This is a genomic window from Bacteroides sp. Ga6A2 (assembly GCF_000702225.1).
Lineage (GTDB): Bacteria > Bacteroidota > Bacteroidia > Bacteroidales > Bacteroidaceae > Ga6A1.
Map to the genome: position 1 here is coordinate 45,663 of NZ_JNKX01000018.1, position 12,875 is coordinate 58,537.

General features: G+C 44.2%; 7 protein-coding genes. 4 read left to right on the forward strand and 3 right to left on the reverse strand.

The genetic code is table 11. The features are described 5' to 3' along the window. Window positions 1–5 precede the first annotated feature (5 nt). The 3 genes from cmk (at window position 6) to pfkA (ending at window position 2,656) form a co-directional block, all read left to right on the forward strand. Window positions 6–689, forward strand: coding sequence for a (d)CMP kinase (gene cmk, locus T538_RS0106360; protein WP_031532716.1), 684 nt, complete (start codon window positions 6–8; stop codon window positions 687–689). Window positions 690–692: 3 nt separating this feature from the next. Then, window positions 693–1,562 carry a 4-hydroxy-3-methylbut-2-enyl diphosphate reductase gene (locus T538_RS0106365; RefSeq protein WP_031532715.1) on the forward strand — a complete coding sequence of 290 codons (870 nt, stop codon included), beginning with the start codon at window positions 693–695 and terminating at the stop codon, window positions 1,560–1,562. 113 nt (window positions 1,563–1,675) lie between these two features. Beyond that, window positions 1,676–2,656 carry a 6-phosphofructokinase gene (gene pfkA, locus T538_RS0106370; RefSeq protein ID WP_031532714.1) on the forward strand — a complete coding sequence of 327 codons (981 nt, stop codon included), beginning with the start codon at window positions 1,676–1,678 and terminating at the stop codon, window positions 2,654–2,656. Between the two features lie 57 nt (window positions 2,657–2,713). Here the strand turns inward: pfkA and T538_RS0106375 are convergent, their stop codons facing one another. The 3 genes from T538_RS0106375 to pckA all read right to left on the reverse strand — a co-directional run bounded on the left by T538_RS0106375 (window position 2,714) and on the right by pckA (window position 11,216). Then, the gene (locus T538_RS0106375) at window positions 2,714–3,778 is read right to left on the reverse strand and encodes a DUF1573 domain-containing protein (protein ID WP_031532713.1); all 1,065 of its coding nucleotides are present in this window, start codon (window positions 3,776–3,778) and stop codon (window positions 2,714–2,716) included. A gap of 37 nt (window positions 3,779–3,815) precedes the next feature. After that, window positions 3,816–9,458, reverse strand: a complete 5,643-nt coding sequence (locus T538_RS0106380) for an alpha-2-macroglobulin family protein (protein ID WP_031540919.1) — start codon at window positions 9,456–9,458, stop codon at window positions 3,816–3,818. 156 nt (window positions 9,459–9,614) lie between these two features. Further along, the gene (gene pckA, locus T538_RS0106385) at window positions 9,615–11,216 is read right to left on the reverse strand and encodes a phosphoenolpyruvate carboxykinase (ATP) (RefSeq protein WP_031532711.1); all 1,602 of its coding nucleotides are present in this window, start codon (window positions 11,214–11,216) and stop codon (window positions 9,615–9,617) included. A 343-nt stretch (window positions 11,217–11,559) separates the two neighbouring features. Here pckA and T538_RS0106390 point away from each other — a divergent pair, with 343 nt between their 5' ends. Then, entirely contained in the window at window positions 11,560–12,405 is an 846-nt protein-coding gene (locus T538_RS0106390) for a DUF3737 family protein (protein WP_031532710.1), read from the forward strand. Window positions 12,406–12,875 lie beyond the last annotated feature (470 nt).

Below are 12,875 nucleotides of genomic sequence, written 5' to 3' on the forward strand. Positions count from 1 at the left end.
GGATAATGAAGAAAATAGTAATAGCCATTGACGGATTCTCGTCATGCGGCAAGAGCACCATGGCAAAAAGCATTGCAAAATCAATTGGTTACATCTATATCGACAGCGGCGCAATGTACCGCGCAGTAACGCTTTATGCAATGGAACATGGTTTCTTCGGAGACAACGGCATTGACAAAGAAGGATTGCAGAAGGACATCAACAACATTCAGATAAGATTCAAACTGAACGAGCAGGGCGTTCCGGAGACATACCTGAACGGCGTGAACGTGGAGAAGAAAATACGCACGATGGAAGTTTCGTCGAGAGTAAGCCCTGTGGCTGCCCTTCCGTTTGTGAGAGAGGCTCTCGTTGCCCTTCAGCAGGAGATGGGAAAGGAAAAAGGCATCGTGATGGATGGCCGCGACATCGGCACAACCGTTTTTCCTGATGCCGAACTGAAACTTTTTGTAACTGCATCAGCCGAAGTACGCGCCCAGAGACGCTACGACGAACTGAAAGCCAAGGGCGAGAACAACAGTTACGAGGAGATTCTGAAGAATGTTGTTGAGCGCGACCGCATAGACACAACCCGCGAGGTTAGTCCGCTGAAGCAGGCCGAGGATGCCATCGTCTTCGACAACAGCAACATGACAATCGACGAGCAGAACGCTTATCTTCAGGAAATAATATCAAAAGCACTGGCATAAGAAATGATTGAAGTAGAAATAGACAACGGTTCTGGCTTTTGCTTTGGAGTAACAACCGCAATAAGCAAGGCTGAAGAGGAACTGCATGGCAGCAGTTCGCTCTACTGCCTTGGCGACATTGTTCACAACGGCACGGAATGCGAAAGGCTGAAAAAACTCGGTCTGATAACCATTGAGCACGACGATTTCGCAAAACTCAACAACGCAAAAGTGTTGCTGAGGGCGCACGGCGAGCCTCCGCAGACTTACCTTACGGCAAAGGAGAACAACATTCAACTCATAGATGCCACCTGCCCCGTTGTTCTGCGTCTACAGAAACGCATCAAGAAAGAATACGACACTCGGTCGGACAGACCGAAACAGATTGTAATATACGGCAAACGTGGTCATGCCGAAGTGCTCGGACTAATAGGACAGACCGAAGGCACAGCCATAGTTATCGAGAGTCTGGAAGAGGCAAAGCAACTGGACTATGCCAAAGACACCATTCTCTACTCGCAGACAACAAAGTCGCTTCAGGGCTTTCGCGAGATTGTGGCATACATCGAGAGCCACAAAACGCCCGAGACTGAGTTCAGATATTACGATACCATCTGCCGACAGGTGGCAAACCGCATCCCGAACATCAGGACATTCGCCGCAAAGCACGACTTGATTTTCTTTGTGTGCGGCAAGAAAAGTTCGAACGGAAAAATACTGTTCAACGAATGTAAATCGGTAAACACCAACAGTTATCTGATTGAAGATGCAAAAGAAATTGATTTCAAATTACTTGACGGCGTGAAGAGCGTTGGCATCTGTGGAGCAACATCTACACCAAAATGGTTGATGGAATCGTGCAAAGAGTGCATTTTGAATACAATTTTAGCATAATATGGACATATTGTAACATTTATCTCAATTTTGCATTTCAAAAAACGCATTCAAAATTTTTTTTCGATTATATTTGCAACTGGTATTATAATGTAGGTTAAAAGGTTTGATTTATGGGAACTATCAAATGTATTGGCATTCTGACATCGGGAGGCGACGCTCCGGGAATGAACTGTGCAATACGCGCGGTTACGAGAACTGCTATTTTCAATGGTTTTAAGGTAAAAGGAATCTACCATGGTTGGAAAGGACTAATCACTGGCGAGATTAAGGAATTTAAGACTGAAAACGTAAGCAACATCATACAGATGGGAGGAACAATCCTTCGCACCGCAAGATGCAAAGAGTTCAGAACTCCGGAAGGCAGAGCCAAAGCATACGAAACCATGCAGAAAGAGAATATCGATGCCCTCGTGGTTATTGGCGGAGACGGCTCGCTAACCGGCGCACGACTGTTTGCCCAAGAATATGATGTGCCTATAATCGGACTGCCGGGTACGATTGACAACGATCTCTACGGCACCGACACAACCATCGGCTACGACACGGCTCTTAACACTATCATGTCGGCAGTCGACAAGATTCGCGACACCGCAACATCTCACGAGCGTCTGTTCTTCATCGAGGTGATGGGACGCGACTGCGGCTTCCTTGCACTTAACGGCGCAATAGCAAGCGCGTGCGAGGCTGCCATCATTCCAGAGTTCAAGACAAAGGACGAACTTCTTTCAGACTACATTAAAGGCGGTTTCAACAAGAGCAAGAACAGCAGTATCGTGCTTGTGGCCGAAAGTCCTGAGACTGGCGGCGCAATGTACTATGCCGAGAAGACAAAGAACGAGAACCCTGAGTTCGATACGAGAGTGTCTATATTGGGACACCTTCAGAGAGGCGGAAAGCCTACGGCACACGACCGCATCATTGCCAGCCGAATGGGAGCAGCAGCAATACATGCTTTGCTCGAAGGTCAGCGCAATGTTATGATTGGCATCATAAACGACGAGATTGTATATGTTCCGATAAGCAAGGCGGTGAAACTCGACAAGCCTATCGACCATCAACTTATCAGAGTGCTTCAGCAATGTGCAATTTAACACACATTCAATATAACAGGAGAAGAGGCTGTTCTTTCGCGGAACAGCCTCTTCTTTTTAATGTTTCACCTTGATAGGAATTATCACCTTTGGTCTTTTTGGATCATTTGTAATCATAAGAACACTCGGACGTGTCTTTGCTTTTTTCAGATATTTCGCAACGATGCCGATTTTCATCTTCGCCGTCTCACTTGGCGCGAGAGTTCGGGTGCTCAGTTCAACGGTAACAGACGAGTTGAAGACCTGCAATGTTCTGATATCGAGCGTAGAACTTCCGTTATTTGTTATCGTGATAACCTCGCTCACCTGTTTTCTGTTGCCAAGAGAGCCGAAGTCGAGTTCGTTCTTTGACAGTTGAATTCGGGGTTGCTGTGCAATCTTCGACGACTTTGAGAAATCGGGAAGTAGAACGGCACTCAACACCACCTCGTTATCCTCGCCCACCTTGTCGCCCGGGAATCGAGCCAAGTATACCGAACTTTGTGTAAGTCCCATATTCATAAGGCTGGCAGAATTGAGAGTGAGTTTTATCACGCCCTCCTGCCCTGCTCCGAGCGATTCGGGAATTGCCTCGGCTGTGACATATTTTGGCAAGTGCATAAGGGTTGGCACGTATGCCTTCTTCGATGTGTTTACAACCTTCAGATAAGCCACCTTCTTCTCGCCCTTGTTGGCATCTTCGAACTCGACCGAATATCTGTCGAGCCTAACAGAGCCGATGCCGTAAGGATAATCCTTAGAATAGTCTACTACGCGCTTTACCACGTCGCCCTCAATCTTCAGAATCAGCGGACGGGTGTCGGCGTTGCAGTAAACGCTTATCCCTTTTGAGAAATGTCCCATCATCTTGGCATCGTATGTAACCACGACAGAGCCTTTCTTGCCTGCCGGAATTGGTTTCTCGGTCCACTCAACGGCAGTACAGCCGCACGTTGTGCTCACCTTTGCTATTACCAAAGGCTTGTTTCCTTTGTTTGTAACCGTAAATGTTGCGCTTGCCGGACGCTTCCACTGCACATTTCCCATATCTTCGACCTTCTTGTCGAAAATAGCCTTTGGTTGTGCCAAAGCAGCCACGGTGCAAGCAATCATCAAACCACAAGTTAAAAACAGTCTTTTCATCTTCTATTGTTTTTACGATATGCAAATATAATAAAATTTATCGTACTTGCAAAACAGCAGATGCTGTATGTGCGCCATAGGCTGAATCGTATGCGCATCGGACGGTTGCTACGCCGGTTGAATACGTACCCTTGCGGTCGATGAACATTGATGTGTTGATTGTATGGCGACCTTTTGGCAGATGAGCGATGAATATCTGGCTCTTAGTATCTTTTACAGACTCGTAGAAACCGATGCTTCCGCTCCATCTGTAGCCCGAATGTTTGTCGGACGGCTCGGCACAGGCGGCGCGAGGGACTTCTATCTGAATGTAGTCGAGGTCGGTCATTGCAACGAGATAGATATGCTGAACTATTCTGTCGCCAACCGCGAGCGTTGTGTTACGCAACGGAATGTTCTGAACCTTGCCGTTTACGTTGCGCTCAACAAAATATTCGCGTTCTATTCTGAGTTCCTCGCCTTTCCGCTTCACGTCTGAATCCTTGACTTTGTACTGGGCATAGACCGCTCCCCACGAAACTCCGTCGGTAGTCTTGTCGAGAGTGAGTTTTGCGTTTTCGGTACTCTCGGCAATCCATTTGTCGTTGCAGAAGCCTATGGCTGCGATTTCCGACTTCATATCAACCTCATGACCGCAGACGGTTAGTTTATTTCCGGTTGTTTCGGCCGAGAGGTCGGCATTTTCATTGCACATAAGGGCATAGACGGCATTCGCGCTCTCCATCGGATTGTCCCAGTCGTTCGTGCGCTTCTGGTTTAGAAGCCACACGCGCATCTGTGCCAGAGCCTCAACATAAGTTGTTCCGTCGGGAAGTGTTCGGGATGCTACCGAGGAATCGTTCTTAATCCACTCGCTCAGAGCCTCGATGACGTGTGCGTGGCAGTCCATCTTCATGTTGCTGCCCCAGAAGTTCATTCTGCCTTCGAAATATCGTCCGCTCTGCTTTCGGCTTACGGTATTTTCGAGGATTGAGACGCAGAGGTCCTCAGCGTCCTTCTTGCGGTTGTTTCGGATTAAGGCCGATGAAAGGGCGGCGCGTCCGTACATGGAGAGCAGTCTTGGGCCTTTGAGATAATCACCGAATCTGCCTTCGATTTTCTTGATTAAAGCCGAAGCCTCGCGGTCGCAGCCAACATGTTTTGAAAGCATTGTGCGAGCGTGATAATACTGGAGCATCATCTCGACAGAGCAATCTTTCTGCTTCAGTTCATCGGCGATTTCCTTGTCCATGTAGGCAAGGGCTTTCGAGATGATTTCTTTCTCGACTGGCGTTATCTTTTCTGAAGTCCTAAGCTGAAGCAGATGGGCAAACGACTCCATAATCTGCGATGTTACGAAATATGAACTGAGTCTGATGCCGTTGCACCACGCAAATCCGCCGTCGGGATTCTGGAATGTCTTGAGCTTGTCGATGGCGCGTTCGAGCGACAAGCCTGTCTTGTTCTCGTCGAACAATTCAGATATTTGCTGCTTGCGGACTGTCTCGCTGTTGGCGGCATCTTCCCAGAGGGATTCTTCGAGAGGGATTTCTTTTAAATCGGCATTCATCTTGAGCGCGCTGACGAGCGACTGCCCGGTCTTGTCCTGCTTCCACACATCTACAACCGACTTTATCTTTGGATTGCTGTTGGCGATGTGCCTTGCAAGCGACGATGAATAATATCCGAGCATCGCACCGAATGATGTGTGACTGTCGGCATTGGTCAAAGATGGCAGAGCCTGAACCGCATACCAGACTGGATTTGCCGAGTAGTGAACCGTCATGGCGTACTTGCCGTTTACCGACTTCTGACCGCAGAAAAGGCTGTCGAGCGACTCTTCGTGCGTGCCTTTGTCCTTCCACATGAATGGCAGGCTCTCGGTAAGCAGAGTCTCGTCGGAAAGTACTGGCAGATATTGCTGTTCGCCGTCGCTGCCGAGGCTTGTCTCGACAATCATCTTGCAGGCATAGATTTTATCCTCGACTGGTGCATCGAAGGCAAATGTTACGGCAGACGAGCCGTTTGCCTTCAGACTTACGGCTTGCTTTTTGCTTACTACGACAGCCTCGGTTAGAGGGTCGAAGATGGTGATGAATGCCGTTCCGCCGACTGACTTGCCGTTCTTGTTGTATAGCATGGCAGTAATCTGAGCCTTGTCGCCCTTGCGGAGGAAACGCGGCATCTGCGGCTTAATCATAATCATCTTCTGCGCCACCACGTCGCTGCTTATCGTTCCGTTTTCGAGTTGGCGGGTATGAGCCACCGCCTTGAACTTCCATGTGGTGAGTCCTTCGGGCAGAGTGAACGAGATTGTGGCTATGCCATCCTTGTCGGTCTGCAATGCCGGATAGAAGAATGCCGTTTCGGAAAGGTTGGTGCGAGGAGCGATTGTGCTTGAAGCGTTATTTGTCACATTTTCTGTCACACCTTCAGCAGAATACGCCATTCTTGTTTTCATTTTTATAGCCGAATTAGCCTTTACAGGAATCGATTCATATTCAACTTCATCCGAAGAATTGTCTACAATGCACAAGACATCAGACACTACTGGATTAGAAAAAGGACATCGCCACATCGGTATGTCATACCCATATTCTTTTACATAACAGCTTCCCTTTATCTTGAAATCACGTATTATCCACATGGTGTAATCACCTTTATAATAATGCCATAAGCCATAAGGAAGATTCCAATCGTTAGAATATTCAAAATACAATGAATGAGGGCGCAACAAATCTAATGCACCATCATACATGGTTGCAACAACCTGTGCTTCAGCAGGAGTTCCGTCAGGCTTACTTACACTAAGTTTCCAAGTTTCCTTTTGTCCCGGTACAAGTCTGTCTCTGAAAGTATGCCATTTCAGATTCAATTTTCTATCAGGTTTAGGCACGCGAATTCTAACCTCACTATCATAAGATTTGCCATTCTTTACAACAACAAAGTTTACGACAATTCCGTCACCATATTCAGGAAGATATTTGAATGTTATGTTTTCGTTTGAATTATCGCATTTTACAATTCTGCTTTCTACAAGTTTGCTTGCGGAATGAACATCAGCAAAAATCCAAGCATCCTTAAAACTTGTGCCTACTTGTATGTCTACAGAATTGTCGGCATCAAAATACAGGGGAGCATAAGCCCATAGTTCGGAATCTTCTACAGGTCGTTCATCATCAAGGGAGAACAGTATAAACTGCTTCTCAACCTTTATTGTGTCATAACATATAGCCTCGATTGTATATCTGCCTGATTCCAAATTATAAATATCCATAGGCTGAAAGCCGATATTACTCTGGAAAGTTCCGCTTAACAGAGCTTCACCGTACTTGACTTGTACCCTGTCTTTCTTTTTAGCCTTATAAACGTTATATTTTACTTGAATATCTTGATTTATGCCCATACTGTTACAGGCACAAAACTTCAACTCTTCCGAAGCATCATTTAGAACCACATCGGGGAATGAAACGCTAATATTTACAGGCAGATTGCTTATACGAATTCTCATCTTTCCTGATTCGGTTTCCCCTGATTCGGATGTAACAACCGCGCTGAAAGTATAATCGTTCTGGATATATCTGTAATAAATCCGTTCTTTCTGTTCTGGCAACTTAAACTTTAAGGAAAAACAGCCAGCTTCATCAGTCCACAAAGTATCAGTTTGATTGTAGTCGTCGAAAGTAGCACGAACCTTGGCATTCACAACAGGCATTCCTGAGAATGTAACAGCTTTTCCCGAAAATACAATACTGTCGCCCCATGTATAATGTTCCTTCACCGAATCAATCTCGACTCTGAATTCTGGCAATTTATATTCTTCTACGGTCACTTTTTTTACAACCAAACGCTTAGTTTTTTCGCCTACATTATCGACAATCAATACAACATTATTCCCTGTCAAAGATACCGGCAATGTGAAATCTGCACTATAGCCACCAAACGAATCTGTCTTTACACTTATTTTCTGCAAGACTTTTGAGCCGTCTTTCATTATTACATTCAGATTCTCGTTTTCGGCAACATTGACAGTATCTCCTTGTTCGCGATAAACGAAACCTCCTACATGTACAGTCTGAGAAGGGCGATATATAGACCTGTCTGTAAACAAAGACGCACTCAACTTGTTTTTTGCAAATCTTTCTGTTGAATAAAAGGGTGTGGAAATACAAGAAAAAGGCATATACTTATCGTCATCCTTTACAGCGCGGAAGGGTTCACCCTTGCCGTTCAAAGCAACAAAAGCTCCATCTTCTTCGTGCACCGCACGCAAAGAATCACTTTTAAATACAATTTTTGCATCTTCTGCAATATGCCCTGTCTTTGAATCAAGAACATAAAATCTACACTTCTTGGGGGCTATTTCATCAGCCAAAACCGACAAGGAAGAAACAAACGCAATATTTGTGTTCTGATCTTCTGAAATATAATCATCTGTATTTTCAAAAGGCACACTTTCAACAAAATATATTCCACATTCTGGAACTTTACAATATATTACAGAATCACTTGTCTTCAGCTCGCTTTTTTTCTTGAATTTAAATGTTTCTGTTTTACATAATTTTGCCCTCTTTTTTGCAGCAGCAATTTTTTTCTCATATTCATTTGATTTATCCCCATACCTATCACTCTCGCTTGCCAACAATGCCATCAAATCATCATTGGAGATATTTTCTGTATCAACCTTATACCAGTTTAGTTTAAAGCCGTCAAGGTTCTTCCATTCCACACGAATTTTTCCTTCATTATCGTTTGGATACAAAACATTACCGTTTAATGCCATTCTTAATTCAGGGAACAGAATATCTCGTTTTTTGCCAAGGAATTCCTTATATCGGCTGTAGTTGGCAAATCTGCCGATAGCCTCATCGCACAATGCCAAAGCACGCTTTGGGTTATCATTCATCAGATTTGATATCAGCTCAAGGTAAATCTCGGGATAGAGTTTGGCACGCTTGTACTTTTCATTTAGCATGGCATTCTCAAGAATGGATATGTTTTCGGCAGAACCCTTTGTTGCTGCATATTTTAACAGCGACCATATTTCGGCATCGACGAACTTGTTGTTTTTGCCGTATTCATCAAGCATAAACTTATAAACACGCGATTCGCATCTTTCGGCAAAAGAAAGGCATATAGTGCTCAGAATATCATGATTAAAAGGCACATCTTCTTTTTGGACATATATCAAATCCTTATAATTTTTGTTACTTACACCTGCGTATTTACCAACATTGTCAAGAATCTCGTCCAAGACCTTATTTCGTTCAATAAAGAACATATAATTTGTCCATTTATCATACTGCCACGAAAAATCTATTACTTCGTTAGGATCTCTATATACTGTCTCATCAGCAAAATCGTCACACATATCGAAATAACAAGTAAGAGCAAACAGTCTCAATGTATCGTTTCTGGTATTGTCAACCAGAGACTTCATCTGAGTTATGTACGAATATGCAGAATCAGGATTTATATATCCGTTATTTTTTTCAACAATAGCTTTAAACATCTGCACCTCATTACCTTTTTTGTGGGCAATGCTGTAAATTTTGTTTATATTGGCAATGGCTGATGCCGTGCGGTCTTTCTTCTGTAGGTTATAGACCTTTTTCCACATAGACTCATAATTCTGCGCCACGGTAGGCACAAAGGCAAGCACTAAAAGGATGCTTAAGATAGCTGATTTTATTTTTTTCATAATTAAAGTTTTATAGCAGTACAAAACTATCAAAATAATTGATAAACAACAAGGATTATCTTTTTACTTTTGTTTTACTAAACAAAAAAAAGCGGCATCTCCCGAAGGAGACACCGCCATTGCTTATCTAATTCAAGTGATTGAATCGTGATTTGATTACAACTTTGGACCAGCAGCAACAAGAGCCTTACCAGCCTCATTGGTGGTGTACTTCTCAAAGTTCTTGATGAAGCGACCAGCGAGATCCTTAGCCTTCTCCTCCCACTTAGAACGATCCTGGTAGGTATCGCGTGGATCAAGAATACCCCAAGCAACGCCGTTAAGCTGAGTTGGAACCTCGAAGTCGAAGTAAGGGATCTTCTTTGTAGGAGCCTTCAAGATAGAACCATCGAGGATAGCGTCGATGATACCACGAGTATCAGGAATAGAGATACGCTTGCCTGTACCGTTCCAACCAGTGTTAACCAAGTATGCCTTAGCACCGCTCTTCTGCATCTTCTTAACCAACTCAGCAGCATACTTTGTTGGGTGAAGCTCCAAGAATGCCTGACCGAAGCAAGCAGAGAATGTTGGAGTAGGCTCTGTGATACCACGCTCTGTACCAGCCAACTTAGCAGTGAAACCGCTCAAGAAGTAGTACTGAGTCTGCTCTGGAGTAAGGATAGATACTGGAGGAAGAACACCGAATGCATCAGCAGAAAGGAAGATAACGTTCTTAGCAGCTGGTGCAGATGAACCTGGCTGGATGTTCTTGATGTGGTTGATTGGGTAAGAAACACGAGTGTTCTCAGTTACGCTCTTATCAGCGAAGTCGATCTTACCGTTAGCATCAACTGTAACATTCTCAAGAAGTGCGTTACGCTTGATAGCGCCGTAGATATCTGGCTCGTTCTCCTTAGAAAGGTTGATAACCTTAGCATAGCAACCACCCTCGAGGTTGAATACGCCCTCATCGTCCCATCCGTGCTCATCGTCACCGATAAGCTTACGCTTAGGGTCTGTAGAAAGAGTTGTCTTACCTGTACCAGAAAGACCGAAGAAGATAGCTGTGTTCTCGCCGTTCATATCGCAGTTAGCAGAGCAGTGCATTGAAGCGATGCCCTGAAGTGGCAAGTAGTAGTTCTGCATAGAGAACATACCCTTCTTCATCTCACCACCGTACCAAGTGTTGATGATAACCTGCTCGCGTGAAGTTGTGTTGAATGCAACACAAGTCTCAGAGTTCAAGCCAAGCTCCTTGTAGTTCTCAACCTTAGCCTTAGAAGCGTTGTAGATAACAAAGTTAGGCTCGAAGTTAGCAAGCTCCTCAGCTGTTGGCTGGATGAACATGTTAGTTACGAAGTGAGCCTGCCAAGCAACCTCAACGATGAAACGTACTGCAAGACGAGTAGCCTTGTTTGCGCCGCAGAATGCATCAACTACATAAAGGTTCTTGTTAGAAAGCTCCTTCTTTGCGATGTCCTTAACCTTAGCCCAAACCTCCTCAGACATTGGGTGGTTATCGTTCTTGTAAGCGTCTGAAGTCCACCATACGTTATCGTGAGAGTTAGCATCATCAACGATGTACTTATCCTTAGGTGAACGACCAGTGAAGATACCAGTCATTACGTTAACTGCGCCAAGTTCAGTAACCTGACCAACCTCGTAACCTTCAAGACCTGCCTTAGTCTCCTCCTCGAACAACTTCTCGTAAGAAGGATTGTGGGCAATAACAGTAGCACCAGTGATGCCGTACTTAGTCAAATCCAAATTTGCCATCTTTTTATACTAATTTTATATTAAAAAAAATTTGTTTCGCACTTTAAGGCATTAAGGAAAAATAAGATACCTTAATCGCACGCAAATTTAGCAAAAAGTTTATTTTACAACCTATTTTTTTGCATTTATTTTTTTTAATTGTCTTAGAAATAGTGTCCAAAAGCATGTTTTGCAAAACGTAGGTTACAAACTGACGCACCTTTTGCAAACTGCACCTTACTTTTATTGTACTTGATACATTATCGTTTAATGTGTTCAAAAAATATCGAATACGATATATTCTCTTTGTCCTGTCGCATATTTTTATTATGTTTGCCACGGGAATATTAAAAACAACGATAAAATGGACAAGATTACAAACAAGGTATTCGGCGGAGAGCGTCCGCTGTTCGAGTCGCACAACCTTGAGCTCGACCACGTTAGGATAACTTTCGGAGAGTCAGGCATAAAAGAATGCAGCAACATTGTATGCCGCAACTGCTATTTCGAGGGGAAATATCCGCTGTGGCACGTAAAGGGCTCGGAGATTACTAACTGCTACTTTGCACCGGGCTCGCGCTCGGCTATATGGTATTCTGACGACATGAAGATGACCGACTGCGTGATAAACGGCCCTAAATTCTTCCGCGAGATGAAGAATCTGGAACTGAACAACGTAACCATAAACGATGCCGACGAAACGTTCTGGGGCATCGACGGACTGACACTTAACAACGTCGTTCTGCACGAGGGTACTTATCCGATAATGCACAGCCGCAACATAAAAGTAAACGGTCTGGAATGCGACAGCAAGTATGTTTTTCAGTATTGCAAGAACATTGAGATTCACAACGCCAAGATTGACACCAAAGACTCGTTTTGGGAGGTTGAGGACGTTACGATTTACGATTCTGAGATTAACGGCGAATATCTTGGCTGGCACTCTAAGAACCTGCGTTTGGTTAACTGCCACATCGGCGGCGAACAGCCTTTGTGCTATGCCCAAAATCTGGTTCTGGAGAATTGTACGTTCGACAAGGAGTGCGACCGCGCCTTTGAGTATTCAACCGTTCAGACCGACATTCGCGGATATATAAAAAGCATCAAAAATCCGACATCGGGCACAATCGTTGCCGATGAGATTGGCGAAATTATCCTCGACGGAAACGCCAAGGCTCCAGCCGACTGCAAGATTCAGACTCGCAAGTAGTTTTTTACGAACATAGCGAAGGCTTTCTTTTTCGGGAGAAAGCCTTTGTTCTTTTATCGTCTTTCTGATTTTCCAACCTTATGCCAGCTCGGTATTAAAATTGAAAGGTTTTATGAGAAAAGAGAATAGCAGAAAGTTCCTCATCATATCCTTGCTATCCCCTTGCTATCTCCTTACTACCCCCTTGCTATCCCCTTGCTATCCCCTCACTTGGACAATTACAAATTCAGCCTTATACCTAACCCTAGTTTGCCTTAAATCATTTAACACGTTTCCTTTTACGGTAAAATCTTACAACAAGATACAACACGATGCAAAACAACAAGATGTATACGAAATTACCAAATACAAAACGAAGAAAACAAAGCAATAATAAATACGGAAGTTCCAGGAATGGAGTATTTTTCAACACACCACAAAAACTATTATCTGACATTACATAACATACATTACCATCGTAATAACTGAGT

Coding starts and splice junctions, on each gene's coding strand:
- cmk (WP_031532716.1), top strand. CDS start 6: ATGAAGAAAATAGTAATAGCCATTGACGGATTCTCGTCATGCGGCAAG.
- T538_RS0106365 (WP_031532715.1), top strand. CDS start 693: ATGATTGAAGTAGAAATAGACAACGGTTCTGGCTTTTGCTTTGGAGTA.
- pfkA (WP_031532714.1), top strand. CDS start 1,676: ATGGGAACTATCAAATGTATTGGCATTCTGACATCGGGAGGCGACGCT.
- T538_RS0106375 (WP_031532713.1), bottom strand. CDS start 3,778: ATGAAAAGACTGTTTTTAACTTGTGGTTTGATGATTGCTTGCACCGTG.
- T538_RS0106380 (WP_031540919.1), bottom strand. CDS start 9,458: ATGAAAAAAATAAAATCAGCTATCTTAAGCATCCTTTTAGTGCTTGCC.
- pckA (WP_031532711.1), bottom strand. CDS start 11,216: ATGGCAAATTTGGATTTGACTAAGTACGGCATCACTGGTGCTACTGTT.
- T538_RS0106390 (WP_031532710.1), top strand. CDS start 11,560: ATGGACAAGATTACAAACAAGGTATTCGGCGGAGAGCGTCCGCTGTTC.